Source organism: Pseudomonas sp. LS-2, assembly GCF_003605735.1.
Classification (GTDB): domain Bacteria; phylum Pseudomonadota; class Gammaproteobacteria; order Pseudomonadales; family Pseudomonadaceae; genus Aquipseudomonas.
Genome location: NZ_QXTJ01000002.1, coordinates 216,829 through 229,638 on the forward strand (window position 1 = coordinate 216,829; position 12,810 = coordinate 229,638).

11 protein-coding genes and 4 pseudogenes are annotated in these 12,810 nt (G+C 59.8%); 9 read left to right on the plus strand and 6 right to left on the minus strand.

Annotated elements, in window-relative coordinates; translation table 11 throughout:
- The first annotated feature begins 101 nt into the window (after positions 1-101).
- The 5 genes from D3M70_RS01870 to cysB all read left to right on the plus strand — a co-directional run bounded on the left by D3M70_RS01870 (position 102) and on the right by cysB (position 4,120).
- On the plus strand, positions 102-437 hold the full coding sequence (locus D3M70_RS01870) for a co-chaperone YbbN (protein ID WP_120123872.1): 336 nt from the start codon (positions 102-104) through the stop codon (positions 435-437).
- An 11-nt stretch (positions 438-448) separates the two neighbouring features.
- Entirely contained in the window at positions 449-1,405 is a 957-nt protein-coding gene (locus tag D3M70_RS01875; protein ID WP_120123874.1) for a putative 2-dehydropantoate 2-reductase, read from the plus strand.
- Positions 1,406-1,498: 93 nt separating this feature from the next.
- Positions 1,499-2,401: a 5'-nucleotidase gene (locus tag D3M70_RS01880; protein WP_120123917.1), complete on the plus strand. Its 903-nt coding sequence runs from the start codon at positions 1,499-1,501 to the stop codon at positions 2,399-2,401.
- 96 nt (positions 2,402-2,497) lie between these two features.
- The gene (locus tag D3M70_RS01885) at positions 2,498-2,998 is read left to right on the plus strand and encodes a universal stress protein (protein WP_120123876.1); all 501 of its coding nucleotides are present in this window, start codon (positions 2,498-2,500) and stop codon (positions 2,996-2,998) included.
- 147 nt (positions 2,999-3,145) lie between these two features.
- Entirely contained in the window at positions 3,146-4,120 is a 975-nt protein-coding gene (cysB, locus tag D3M70_RS01890; protein WP_062382408.1) for an HTH-type transcriptional regulator CysB, read from the plus strand.
- Positions 4,121-4,173: 53 nt separating this feature from the next.
- Here the strand turns inward: cysB and D3M70_RS32525 are convergent.
- The 6 genes and pseudogenes from D3M70_RS32525 to D3M70_RS01915 all read right to left on the minus strand — a co-directional run.
- Positions 4,174-4,367 (minus strand): annotated as a pseudogene (locus tag D3M70_RS32525) (phosphoadenosine phosphosulfate reductase family protein); the annotation flags it as partial.
- 1 nt (position 4,368) lies between these two features.
- A pseudogene (locus D3M70_RS01895) lies at positions 4,369-4,873 on the minus strand (phosphoadenylyl-sulfate reductase); the annotation flags it as partial.
- A 103-nt stretch (positions 4,874-4,976) separates the two neighbouring features.
- Positions 4,977-6,335 carry an aminodeoxychorismate synthase component I gene (gene pabB, locus D3M70_RS01900; protein ID WP_120123878.1) on the minus strand — a complete coding sequence of 453 codons (1,359 nt, stop codon included), beginning with the start codon at positions 6,333-6,335 and terminating at the stop codon, positions 4,977-4,979.
- 139 nt (positions 6,336-6,474) lie between these two features.
- On the minus strand, positions 6,475-7,443 hold the full coding sequence (locus tag D3M70_RS01905; protein ID WP_165869719.1) for an alpha-L-glutamate ligase-like protein: 969 nt from the start codon (positions 7,441-7,443) through the stop codon (positions 6,475-6,477).
- Complete coding sequence (locus D3M70_RS01910; protein ID WP_120123881.1) at positions 7,443-8,993, minus strand: inactive transglutaminase family protein; 1,551 nt, start codon at positions 8,991-8,993, stop codon at positions 7,443-7,445. Before D3M70_RS01910 ends, D3M70_RS01905 begins: the two co-directional genes overlap by 1 nt.
- Before the next feature lie 4 nt (positions 8,994-8,997).
- On the minus strand, positions 8,998-9,546 hold the full coding sequence (locus tag D3M70_RS01915; protein ID WP_256659668.1) for an ATP-dependent zinc protease: 549 nt from the start codon (positions 9,544-9,546) through the stop codon (positions 8,998-9,000).
- A gap of 295 nt (positions 9,547-9,841) precedes the next feature.
- On the opposite strand from D3M70_RS01915, the gene D3M70_RS01920 reads away from it, so the two are divergent.
- The 4 genes and pseudogenes from D3M70_RS01920 to prpC all read left to right on the plus strand — a co-directional run bounded on the left by D3M70_RS01920 (position 9,842) and on the right by prpC (position 12,711).
- Positions 9,842-10,579 carry a GntR family transcriptional regulator gene (locus tag D3M70_RS01920; RefSeq protein ID WP_120123884.1) on the plus strand — a complete coding sequence of 246 codons (738 nt, stop codon included), beginning with the start codon at positions 9,842-9,844 and terminating at the stop codon, positions 10,577-10,579.
- Positions 10,576-10,800 (plus strand): annotated as a pseudogene (prpB, locus tag D3M70_RS32530) (methylisocitrate lyase); the annotation flags it as partial. The gene D3M70_RS01920 and the pseudogene prpB (D3M70_RS32530), both read left to right, overlap by 4 nt.
- A gap of 1 nt (position 10,801) precedes the next feature.
- Positions 10,802-11,423, plus strand: a pseudogene (gene prpB, locus D3M70_RS01925) (methylisocitrate lyase); the annotation flags it as partial.
- A 160-nt stretch (positions 11,424-11,583) separates the two neighbouring features.
- A complete protein-coding gene (gene prpC / locus D3M70_RS01930; RefSeq protein WP_120123886.1) occupies positions 11,584-12,711 on the plus strand; it encodes a 2-methylcitrate synthase in 1,128 nt (375 codons plus the stop codon).
- The last annotated feature ends 99 nt before the right edge of the window (positions 12,712-12,810 follow it).

The following is a 12,810-nucleotide window of genomic DNA, read 5'->3' on the forward strand; positions in this document are numbered from 1 at the left end:
CGGGACTATTTGCCCCGGCTCGTCACCGTCGGCACCCTTGAAGATTGCAAACCGGCGTTCGTGACCGGATATAGTGTGCAGCGGACTTTAGGGGGATCGACGTGGATCAACTGCAACTGACGGATTTTGACGTCGACCAGCAGCTGCTGTCACTGCCGGGCGTTTCTTTGCTCATCTTCACCAGCGTCGGCTGCGCCAGTTGCCGTTGGGCGAAGGATCAATTGCCAAAGCAATCTCTGCCGATCGATCGCCTGTGCTGGATCGACGCCGAAGAAAACGGTGGTGCGGTGCAACGCTACGGCGTGTTTCACCTGCCATCATTGTTCGTTGTGCGCGACGGTGAGTTCTACGGCGCATTACGTAGCACAATGTCGGCTGATGCCATCATTATTGGCCTTGACCAAGCGCTGAGTCGTGCGCCCGAGGAGTTGCCTTGAACGGGGGAGTCATGAGCGAAACCATTAACAAGCCGCGTATTGGCATCATTGGTACCGGTGCCATCGGCGGGTTTTACGGCCTGATGCTGGCGCGGGCCGGGTATGACGTGCACTTTCTGCTGCGCAGCGAATTCAGTGCGGTGTCACAACGCGGTCTGCGTGTGGACAGTCAGGTGCATGGCGTCCTGACCCTGGAAAACGTTCAAGCCTATTCCTCGGCCGCTGATATGCCACCTTGCGACTGGCTGCTGGTCGGGGCCAAGACCACCGGCAACGACGGTGTCGCCCCGGCGATCATCCAGGTTGCCGCGCCAGGCGCCAAAGTCTTGATGCTGCAAAACGGTCTTGCCGTGGAGGACGAGCTGCGCGCGTTACTGCCCGACTCGCTGCATTTGCTGGGCGGCCTGTGTTTCATCTGCGTTCATCGCACGGGGCCGGGGCAGATTGCCCATCAGGCGTTCGGTGCCGTCAACATCGGTTATCACAGTGGACCTGCTGCCGACGGTGTCGCCAGCCAGCGGATCGTCGAAGAGGGCGCAGCGCTGTTTCACGCGTCGGGCATCGAATCGGTGGCGATGGACAATCTGGACAAGGCGCGCTGGCAGAAGCTTGTCTGGAACGTGCCTTACAACGGCCTCTCGGTGCTGCTTAATGCCAGTACGACGCCGTTGATGGCCGACGCCGACAGTCGCGAGCTGATTCAGGGGCTGATGGCTGAAGTGGTCAAGGGCGCCCAGGCATGCGGGCATGTCATGCCGGACGGCTATGCCGAGCAACTGTTCAAGGTGACCGGCCACATGCCGGATTATCGCCCGAGCATGTACCACGATTTCATCGAAAAACGCCCCCTGGAACTGGACGCCATTTATGCAAGACCCTTGGCTGCGGCGCTCGCTGCAGGCTGCGACATGCCGAAGATTCGCGCCCTGTACCATGCGCTGGCGTTTATTGATCGCTCCAACCGGTAATGCCCGCCGTTCTTTCCGAGCGCCCATGACGGTCCACTTACCCGCGTCTATGCCACATCTTCCGGGAGATAACCGATGGCCAACGATCTGACCATGAAGAGCGCCGGCAACAAGCTGGTGCTGGCGATTTCCTCGCGTGCACTGTTCGATCTGCGGGAGAGTCACGCGATCTACATGACCGACGGGGTGGCGGCCTATCGTCAATACCAGATCGACCATGAAGACGAAGTGCTGGAGCCCGGCGATGCCTTTTTACTGGTTGAAAAGCTGCTGAGTCTCAACGCCAGCCTGAGCCAGTCTCGGGTCGAAGTGATTCTGGTGTCGCGCAACAGTGCCGACACCGGTTTGCGCGTCTTCAACTCGATTCAACATTACGGCCTGGACATTTCCCGCGCCGCGTTCGTCGGGGGCCGAAGTCCCTTTCCTTATCTAGCCGCGTTTGGCAGCCATCTGTTTCTCTCAACCCACGCCGAGGACGTGCGCAGCGCGCTGGATGCAGGTTTTGCGGCGGCGACGATTCTGTCTGGCGGCGCGCGACGGGCGGCCAGTGCCGAACTGCGTATCGCGTTCGACGGTGACGCCGTGTTGTTCTCCGATGAGTCCGAGCGCGTTTATCAATCCGGCGGTCTGGCGGCCTTCCAGGCCAGTGAGCGGGAAGCCGCCCGTCAACCGCTGCCCGGCGGTCCGTTCAAGCCGTTTCTGGCGGCGTTGAATCTGCTACAGCGTGAGTTTCCCGAAGCATCCTGTCCGATTCGCACGGCACTCGTGACGGCCCGTTCCGCGCCTGCCCATGAGCGGGTCATCCGCACGCTGCGCGAATGGGACATTCGTCTGGATGAGTCGCTGTTTCTCGGCGGCCTGGAAAAGTCGGCCTTTCTGGAGGCCTTCGCTGCCGATGTCTTCTTCGACGATCAGCCCGGCCATTGCGAGCGTGCCCGCGAAGTGGTTGCCACCGGCCACGTCCCCCATGGCATCAGCAATGAGCTAAAACAGTGAACTTTTAGATCGCAAAGCTGTATCCAGGCTGCTGAATCGCTTGTGCGCTGCTACGCTCAATGGTGTCTGCGCCTGTTACGGCTGCCTGGAGGTCACATGATTCGCTCGATGTTGTATGCCACTGACCTCGGTCTCTATGCGCCTTATGTCCTCCAGCATGCGCTGGCGCTGGCCAGAACGTTCAATGCCGAGCTGCACGTGATCCACGTTGTCGAGCCCATGGGGTTATTCGCCGAATCCGTATTGCAGAGCTATCTGGCCGAGGACGTGCTCAGAGAGTTGCACAACGAAGGCGTCAATACGGTGATTGAAGGGATCGAGCAGCGGGTACTCGATAACTTCCGCGACGAACTGGGGGAGGATCATCAGGATCTGGAATTGATTCGTAGCGTGCGCGTGGTCCAGGGGGATCCGTCCAACGTGATACTCGAGCAGGCTCAGCGTCTGGAAGTCGATTTGCTGGTGGTCGGCAGTCACAGCCACGGCGCGCAGGGGGATACCCCGATCGGTCGGACGGCAGCGCGGGTTCTGCAGCTTTCAGAGGTTCCGGTTTACATGGTGCCTATGGTGCGGAATCGTGCCGCGTCCCTGGGGTGAGGGGCAAACGTGCGGCGCGATATAAAAAGCAGCGTGCCATTAACGTGTAAAAGTGATAAAAAGTTCTAGCTCTGCCTTCTTGACCATTAATCCAGTTATATACCGTCGCTGATGCCCTTTGGCGTCCTCCGGCTTTGAGGGATACATATGAAGCTTCAACAACTGCGCTACATCTGGGAAGTGGCGCACCACGACCTCAACGTTTCAGCGACGGCGCAAAGTCTGTATACCTCGCAACCGGGTATCAGCAAGCAGATCCGTTTGCTGGAAGACGAGTTGGGTGTCGAGGTGTTCGCGCGCAGCGGCAAGCACCTGACGCGGGTGACACCGGCGGGGGAGCGGATCATTACCACCGCAGGGGAAATCCTGCGCAAGGTCGAGAGCATCAAGCAGATCGCCCAGGAGTTCTCCAACGAGAAAAAGGGCACCCTGTCGATCGCCACCACCCACACCCAGGCACGTTACGCGCTGCCGCCAGTCATCAGCAATTTCATCAAGCAGTACCCGGACGTGGCGCTGCACATGCATCAGGGCTCTCCGATGCAGATCGCTGAAATGGCCGCCGACGGCACCGTGGATTTTGCCATCGCCACCGAAGCGCTGGAGTTGTTCGGCGATCTCGTGATGATGCCGTGTTACACCTGGAACCGCTGCGTCGTGGTGCCCCAAGGCCATCCGCTGACCAAGCTGCCTAAGCTCACGCTGGAAATTCTCGCCGAATACCCGATTGTTACCTACGTGTTCGGTTTCACCGGGCGTTCGAAGCTGGACGAGGCGTTCAGCCATCGCGGCCTGACGCCGAAAGTGGTCTTCACTGCCGCCGATGCCGACGTGATCAAGACTTACGTGCGGCTGGGTCTGGGCGTGGGCATCGTCGCCAAGATGGCGGTCGATCCGAAGCTGGACAGCGATCTGGTGGTGCTCGATGCCAGCGAGCTGTTCGAGGCAAGCATCACCAAGATCGGTTTCCGTCGCGGCACGTTCCTGCGCGGTTTCATGTGCGACTTCATCGAGAAGTTCGCCCCGCACCTGACGCGGGATGTCATGGCCAAGGCAATCCAGTGCCACAACAAGCAGGAGCTGGAAGAGTTGTTCGACGGGGTGGTGCTGCCGGAGCATTGATACGCTGTGCAGTCCGCCCGGCCGGACTGCTACAGAAAGTTAGGGCGTCAGGTTTTCGCGATCAGATTTCCCGAATGCAGCCCGCATTCCTTCTGGGTCGCCTCTTCCCACCACCAACGACCTTCACGCTCGTGCTGATTCGGCAGGACAGGGCGGGTGCACGGTTCGCAGCCGATGCTGATGAAGCCGCGCTCATGCAGGCTGTTGTACGGCAGTTCCAGCATGCGGATGTAGTTCCACACGTCTGNTGTACAGTGGACGCTCGGTCGTCGAGAACGCGCTGTCGATCTCGACCACCGCGACGCTGTTGCGGGTGCTCGGGCTCTGGTCGCGACGCTGGCCCGTGGCCCAGGCCTTGACGTTGGTCAGCTTGCGGCGCAGGGGTTCGATCTTGCGCACGCCACAGCATTCGCCATGACCATCTTTATAGAAGCTGAACAGGCCCTTTTCCTTGACGAAGGGCTCGAGCTTCTCCCGGTCAGGGGAGACGATGTCGATGGCGATCTTGTATTGCTCGCGGACCTGATCGATGAAGCGATAGGTCTCCGGGTGCAGGCGCCCGGTGTCGAGGCTGAACACCTTGACGTTCTTGTTGATCTTCCAGGCCATGTCCACCAGCACCACGTCTTCAGCGCCACTGAACGAAATCCACAGCTCATCGCCAAAGTGCTGGAAGGCGAATTTAAGAATGTCCTGGGCGGACTTGTTCGCGTAGGTCGCGGCGATCTCCGCGACGTCGAAGGGGTGGCTCATCAGGCGGCTTCCTAATAGAAATCGGCGCTTAAGCGCTCGTAATGGCGCAGATGGTAACAAAAACCTTCACCGATTTGCGCTCGCCAGGGATTCGAGCGCGCCCTCAGAGCGCCTCGAGCGTCTGCATCAACACCCGAACCTTGGTGAAGGTTTCCTGATATTCCGCTTCCCATTGCGAATCAGCGACGATGCCGCCACCGCCCCAGCAGGCGATTTTCCCATCCTTGGCCAACAGGCTGCGGATGGCGATGGAACTGTCCATCTCGCCGCGCACGTCCAGATACATCAACGAGCCGCAATACAGTGCCCGGCGAGTGGGCTCCAGTTCGTCGATGATCTGCATCGAACGGATTTTCGGTGCGCCGGTGATCGACCCGCCGGGGAAACTGCCGCCAATCAGATCCAGAGGGTCTCTGCCATCGGCCAGTTCGCCGGTGACGGCGCTGACCAGGTGATGAACGTTGGGGTAGGTCTCCAGGCTGAACAGTTCCGGAACTTTCACTGAACCGATACGGCAAGTGCGCCCGAGATCGTTACGTAACAGATCGACGATCATCAGGTTTTCCGCTCGGTCTTTTTTGCTGGCGAGCAATTCCTCGGCAAAGGCCGCGTCTTCGGCCGCATCCTGGCTTCGCGGTCGAGTGCCCTTGATCGGTCGTGTTTCGACCTGACGCTGGCTGACCTTGACGAAGCGCTCCGGTGACAGGCTCAGTACGGCGTCGTCTCCGGGCAATGTCAGATAGCCGGCGAAGGGCGTCGGACACGCCTTGCGCAGCGCCTGATAGGCGATCCAGGGATCGCCCCTGAAGTCAGCGCGAAAACGCTGGGCAAAGTTCACCTGATAACAGTCGCCTGCCTCGATGTACGCATGAATGCGCGCGATGGCGTGGCGATACTGATCGGCGCTGATGTCGGAGCTGAAGGGCGTGGTGAGTGTGAAACCGATGTCCTGGTCATCAGTTGGCGGCGAAACGGACGGCGGCTCGAACAGGCCGATCAGTCGCTGGCGTTCTGTTTCATCGACCGTGGGATGAAAGACCAGTTGGCTGTTGTGCTGTTGGTGATCGCTGATCAACGCCCAGGCATAGAGCCCAAGCCCGGCGGACGGCAGATGCAGATCATCAATGGCCTGTGTCGGCAAGGGTTCGATCAGGCGACCGAAGTCATAGGCCAGATAGCCGATCAACCCACCGGCAAATGGCAGCGCACAGTGCTGCGGCAACTCAGCCTCGCCCAGCCGGGCAAGGCTGGCACGCAGGCGCTGGAGAAAGCATCCACCGCTTTCATCCGCGGCAGGCACCAGTGTTTCCAGCGGCCAGGCGCTGAGAATGTCGAAACGACCTCGGTCTGCATCCGGCCGGCCACTGTCCAGCAGGACGGCGCCGGGGGCGCGGCGGATGGCAGAGAAATATTCGGTCGGATCGATGTGGTAGGCGATCGGGTGTACGAAACAGGTTGGCATTCGAGGCAGGTCAGTCGTGGTGCGCGGACCGCGATTGTAGTCTCCTGGTGACTCGGCTCCTAGAGGTGTGTCGGAATTGGACGATTAGGCGCCGCCTCTTTTGTTTAGGCTGATCAGTGGACCCAAGCGTCAAGGCGCGTCAGACGTGTCCGAACAGCTCCTGAACGAATCTGACCCGTTCCTCCGGGCTGTCGTGCCTGCCTTCGTCAGCCAGCTGATCCAGTCGCTGCTCCACCGCAACGGTGCGGTGCGTCAACCCGCAGTCGTTGGCGATCTGAATGTTCAGGCCGGGCCGGGCGTTGAGTTCGAGGATCAGCGGTCCGCGGTCCTGATCCAGCACCATGTCCACGCCGATGTAACCCAGGCCACACAGTTCGTAGCACTCGGCGGCGAGTTTCATGAAACCGTCCCAGTTGGGCAGTTGCACGCCGTCCACGGCGTTGGTGGTGTCCGGATGCTTGCTGATGATGTTGTTCAGCCAGGTGCCGCGCAAGGTGAGTCCGGTCGCCAGATCAACGCCAACCCCGATGGCGCCCTGGTGCAGGTTGGCCTTGCCGCCGGACTGGCGAGTGGGCAGACGCAACATCGCCATCACCGGATAGCCCATCAGTACGATGACACGAATGTCCGGAACGCCTTCGTAACTGATGCTCTTGAAAATCTGGTCGGGCGTGACCCGGTACTCGATCAATGCGCGGTCGCGATGACCGCCCAGTGAGTACAGCCCGGTAAGAATGCTGGAGATCTGATGCTCGATCTCGTCATGGCTGATGATGCGGCCGGACACTGTGCGGAAGCGCTCCTCGAAACGGTCGGCGATCACTAGAATACCGTCGCCACCAGCGCCCTGAGCGGGCTTGATCACGAAGTCGCTGCGCCCGCCGATGATGTCGTCGAGCTTTTCGATTTCCTTTTCGGTGGAAATGACGCCGTACATTTCCGGCACATGAATGCCAGCCGCGATGGCCCGCTCCTTGGTGATGATCTTGTCATCGACGATCGGGTACAGACTGCGCTTGTTGTACTTGAGCACGTAATCGGCGTTGCGCCGGTTGATGCCCATGATCCCTTTGGCTTCCAGAGCCTTCCAGGTTTTCCACCAGCCGATCATTTGACGTTTTCCCGTTCGGCGTCTTCCTTGAGGAAGGCCTTGAAGCGGATCAGTTCTGTCAGACGGTACCCGCGATAGCGACCCATTGCCAGCATGAAGCCCACCAGGATCAGCAGGATGGCAGGGAAGGTGAAGACGAAGTAGATGAACTCCGGCACGCTCATGATGATATGCGCCAGGGACGCTGCGAACAGAGTGCCGACGGCGACTTTCATGGCATGGCCGCCGCCGCGTTCTTCCCAGGTGATCGACAGGCGTTCGATGGTCATGGTCAGAATCACCATCGGGAACAGCGCAACGGACAGTCCGCGCTCCAGCCCCAGCTTGTGGCTGAACAGGCTTATGGCGGCGATCAGCACCACGACGAAGGTCAGCACCACTGACAGCCTGGGCAGCATTTGCAGCTTGAGGTGTTCTAGGTAGGAGCGCAAAGACAGCCCCAGCGCGGTGATGATCGTGAACAGCACGATGCCGAACCCCAGCTGCGTTTCGCGGAACGCCAGCGCGATCAACACCGGGGTGAAGGTGCCGAGGGTCTGGAGGCCGATCAGGTTACGCAGGATCAGGATCACCAGCACGCCGATCGGGATCATCACCATGATCATGAAGGTCTGTTGAGTCTGCAGGGGCAGGCCGTAAAGCGAGTATTCGAGGAAGTCGGCGTCGGTGCTTTCGTCAGTCAGCTTGGCGAGGCGAATCGCGTTCATTTCACTGTTGTTCAGGGTAAAACTGACGGTGGCTTTCTTGCCGCCCTCTACGGTGATCAGGTTGTCGTCGCCGATCCACCATAGCAGACGATCCTCTGGCAGACCTGCCTCGCCGTTTTCCGGATTGAAATACAGCCAATCCTTGCCGTTGAAGCTGCGCAGCCATAGCTCGGGCATTTGCGGCTGGTCCGCGACCAGGCGAATGGTGTGCACCTTTTCCACGGGAACGTGGGCGATGGAAAGCAGGGTTTCGGTGATGCGCGCCTTGTTCTGCACCGACGTATCGCCCGCCAGCAGCAGCTTGACGTTGTCGTCGCTCAGATTGTTGACGCGTTTGATGGCTTCGCTGACGAAGGTCTCGACATCGGCAGAGTGCTGGCGAATGGGGGCTAGCAGGGCATCGGCGGCGATTTTTTCCGGGCCTTCAACGGCAATGCTGTCGCGGAAGATCGGGCCTTTGACCTTGGCTTTTTCGGCGCTGTAGCGCTTGGTCAGAACCAGTCGGTAATAGAGGGTCTGGTTGCCGTTGGCGCGGCGGGCGGACCATGTCACTTTGCGGTTGCCGTCGGCGCGGTTGACGTTCACGCCGTAATTGTTGGAGATGAAGCTTTCATTGAGGCTGATGTAGTCGCGCGAGAGCGGCGGTACGTACATCTGGACCTTGACCGAATCTTTATGGTTGGCAACGAATTCGACTTTGGCGTCGATATTCCACAGGTCGTCGGTTTCGTCTTCGGTCACCGGGATGCCGAGCACCAATATCTGATAGGTCGTGATCGCGATACCCAGTGCCACCAAGGCCGTGATCAGGATTTTCAGATGGAGGGTAAGAGAGCGCATTTTATTACTCTGCGGTGTGAGCATCAGTGACGCAGGCAGGTTTGCCGGCAGCATATTTAAGGCTTGGATCGACCAGCGCGTCGAAGCGTTTCAGGGCTTCGGAGCCAATCAAAAGCGGGTATTGGAATGCACTTCGGTCGGTCAAGTTCACTTCTATGGTGCGCAACGCATTCCCCATGCACACATCGAGGCTGATTACCGGTCGCGAGGTGTACTTCTTTTCGTCGTCCGGGTCGACGTCGCCAGCCCGGCGCTTGATCTTGCTGAGCCGTGCAAGCGGTCGTTCGATGGGGTGCTCATGGGCGTCGTCAATTGCCAGATAGAAGCGCACCCAGGATTCGCCATCACGTTTGAAGCGCTTGATGTCGCGGGCGCTGAGCGAAGCGGTCTTGGCGCCGGTATCGAGCTTGGCCGCCACCTGAAGATCGATGCCTGTCAGCTCCGCGTACTCGTTCAGGCCATACACCGTCTTGCCTGCTGCAAGGCAGGCGTTGCTGAAAAACAGACCGGGCAAATACAGGCACAAAAGAAAGAGTAGGGGATGGCGGCTCATAGGTCCTGGCGCGGTGAGGGAAAAACAGGAGCTGGCTGATGTCAGCTCAGGGTATGAAATGGCTTGGACCACGTCCATCACGGACGTCCGTTGCTGCCTGACACGGCAGCCAAATGCGGGCGGCATTCTAGCATGAAGGTTTTAGGGCGCCAGCGAAGGGCACGACGACCCGTCTCGTAGGAATCAGCTTTAGATACCGCCGTCATTAGACGATTGTCGACAATCCAGAAAATTGCTTTGACGTATCGAAGTCGATTAGCTAGTTTTAGCCGTATCAAATCAAAAGGTGTCGACAATGCTGGATGCCGTCGAGAACATTGCTGTTGCTTCCGTCGATTCGGAAACGCTGTCCGAGAACGTTTTTCGGCGCATTCAGGCCGCTATCGTCAAAGGCGAGATCGCGCCGGGCAGCAAAATCTCCGAACCCGAACTGGCACGCACCTACGGCATCAGTCGCGGGCCGCTGCGCGAAGCCATCCATCGGCTGGAAGGGCAGCGGCTGCTGGTCCGGGTTCCCCACGTAGGCGCCCGGGTCGTTTCGCTGAGTCATGCCGAACTGGTCGAGCTTTACGAAATTCGTGAATCCCTGGAAGGCATGGCATGCCGGCTGGCGGCCGAGCGCATGACGGTCGAGGAAATCGGCGAGTTGCGACATGTGCTGGAGACCCACGAGCGCGATACCGCGTTTCAGGCCGGCGTGGGTTATTACCAACAGGAAGGCGACTTCGACTTTCATTACCGGATCATCCAGGGCGCGCGCAACAGCACGCTGACCCAGATGCTCTGCGGCGAGCTGTATCAATTGGTGCGCATGTACCGCATACAGTTTTCCAGTACACCCAACCGCCCGCGCCAGGCCTTCGCCGAACACCATCGCATTCTGGACGCCATCGCCGACCGTGATGGCGAACTGGCTGAGCTGCTGATGCGCCGCCATATCGGCGCATCGAAACGCAACATCGAACAGCGATATCAGCATCAGAACCACCCAGAACAGAACCCGCAAGCTACTCCTGCCCGAGGTGAACAATGACTTCAAGAACGACTCCCGGCCAACGTTTCCGTGATGCGGTGGCCAGTGAGCATCCGCTGCAAGTGGTCGGCGCCATCAATGCCAATCACGCACTGTTGGCCCAGCGCGCCGGTTTCAAGGCGATCTACCTGTCCGGGGGCGGGGTCGCTGCCGGGTCGCTGGGTGTGCCGGACCTGGGCATCACGGGTCTGGACGACGTGCTCACCGACGTACGCCGTATCNTTTTGGCGCGTCGGCCTTCAACGTGGCGCGCACCGTGAAGTCGATGATCAAGTTCGGCGCCGCTGCGATGCACATCGAGGATCAGGTCGGCGCCAAGCGCTGCGGCCACCGTCCGGGCAAGGAAATCGTATCGCAGCAGGAAATGGTCGACCGGATCAAGGCGGCGGTAGACGCCCGGACCGATGACAGTTTCGTGATCATGGCGCGCACCGACGCGCTGGCGGTCGAGGGGCTGGAGTCGGCGCTGGATCGCGCCGCGGCTTGCATCGAAGCCGGTGCCGACATGGTGTTCCCGGAAGCGATCACCGAGCTTGAGATGTACAAACTGTTCGCCTCTCGCGTGAAGGCGCCGATCCTGGCGAACATCACCGAATTCGGCTCGACGCCCCTGTTCACCACCGATGAACTGAAATCGGCGGAAGTCTCGCTGGTGCTTTACCCGCTGTCCGCGTTCCGCGCCATGAACAAGGCCGCTGAAAACGTGTACACCGCGATCCGTCGCGATGGCACGCAAAAAAATGTCGTCGACACCATGCAGACCCGGATGGAGCTCTACGAGCGCATCGATTACCACGCGTTCGAACAGAAACTGGATGCGCTGTTTGCGCACAAGAAGGGCTGACAGCTGTAGGAGCGCGCTTGCCCGCGATATTGGTGTGTCAGCCACCCTTTATGTCGCGGGCGTATCGCATTCGCGGGCAAGCGCGCTCCTACATGAAGCGGTCGTGCACACAGAACTGAATTGCCGATTCCCTGAGAAAACTACAAGACTGGAGAGAGCAATGGCTGAAGCAAAAGTATTGAGTGGCGCTGGCCTGCGTGGCCAGGTGGCCGGACAGACTGCCCTGTCCACCGTTGGCCAGACGGGTGCCGGCCTCACCTACCGTGGCTATGACGTGCGTGAACTGGCCGCCGATGCCCGTTTCGAAGAAGTGGCTTACCTGTTGCTGTACGGCGAGCTGCCGACTCAGGCGCAGCTGGACGCTTATCTGAGCAAACTGCAGAAGCTGCGCGACTTGCCGCAAGCGCTCAAGGAAGTACTGGAGCGCATTCCTGCCGACGCCCACCCGATGGACGTCATGCGCACTGGCTGCTCCATGCTGGGTAATCTGGAGCCGGAAACCAGTTTCGAACAGCAGCGCGATTCCACCGACCGCCTGCTGGCGGCATTCCCGGCGATCATGTGCTACTGGTATCGCTTCAGCCACGAAGGCAAGCGTATCGACTGCGTGACCGATGAGGTTTCCATCGGCGGCCATTTCCTCAAGCTGCTGCTGGACAAGACCCCAAGCGAACTTCACCGCAAGGTGATGGACGTTTCGTTGATCCTGTACGCAGAGCACGAATTCAACGCTTCGACCTTCACCGCACGGGTCTGCGCCTCCACGCTGTCGGACCTGTTTTCCTGCATCACCGCAGCCATCGGCACCTTGCGCGGCCCGCTGCACGGCGGCGCCAACGAAGCGGCGATGGATATGATCGAGAAGTTCGCATCGGCCGAAGACGCGACCAAAGGCACCTTGGCGATGCTCGAGCGCAAGGACAAGATCATGGGTTTCGGTCATGCGATCTACAAGGACAACGACCCGCGCAACGAGGTGATCAAGGGCTGGTCGAAAAAGCTCGCCGACGAGGTAGGTGACACCGTGCTGTTCCCGGTCTCCGAGGCCATCGACAAGACCATGTGGGAGCAGAAGAAGCTGTTCCCCAACGCCGATTTCTACCATGCCTCGGCGTACCACTTCATGGGAATCCCGACCAAGCTGTTCACGCCGATCTTCGTCTGTTCGCGCCTGACCGGCTGGGCGTCTCACGTCTTCGAACAGCGCGCCAACAACCGCATCATCCGTCCAAGCGCCGAGTACATCGGCGTCGAGCAGCGCAAGTTCGTGCCAATCGAACAACGCTGAATTTGTGGGAGGCCTGGCTCAAATCCGAAACTGTAGGAGCGCGCTTGCCCGCGACCGCGGTGCGTCAGACACACCGTTGTCACAGGCACACCGCGGTCG

Coding starts and splice junctions, on each gene's coding strand:
- D3M70_RS01875 (WP_120123874.1), top strand. CDS start 449: ATGAGCGAAACCATTAACAAGCCGCGTATTGGCATCATTGGTACCGGT.
- D3M70_RS01880 (WP_120123917.1), top strand. CDS start 1,499: ATGAAGAGCGCCGGCAACAAGCTGGTGCTGGCGATTTCCTCGCGTGCA.
- D3M70_RS01885 (WP_120123876.1), top strand. CDS start 2,498: ATGATTCGCTCGATGTTGTATGCCACTGACCTCGGTCTCTATGCGCCT.
- cysB (WP_062382408.1), top strand. CDS start 3,146: ATGAAGCTTCAACAACTGCGCTACATCTGGGAAGTGGCGCACCACGAC.
- pabB (WP_120123878.1), bottom strand. CDS start 6,335: ATGCCAACCTGTTTCGTACACCCGATCGCCTACCACATCGATCCGACC.
- D3M70_RS01910 (WP_120123881.1), bottom strand. CDS start 8,993: ATGCGCTCTCTTACCCTCCATCTGAAAATCCTGATCACGGCCTTGGTG.
- D3M70_RS01915 (WP_256659668.1), bottom strand. CDS start 9,546: ATGAGCCGCCATCCCCTACTCTTTCTTTTGTGCCTGTATTTGCCCGGT.
- D3M70_RS01920 (WP_120123884.1), top strand. CDS start 9,842: ATGCTGGATGCCGTCGAGAACATTGCTGTTGCTTCCGTCGATTCGGAA.
- prpC (WP_120123886.1), top strand. CDS start 11,584: ATGGCTGAAGCAAAAGTATTGAGTGGCGCTGGCCTGCGTGGCCAGGTG.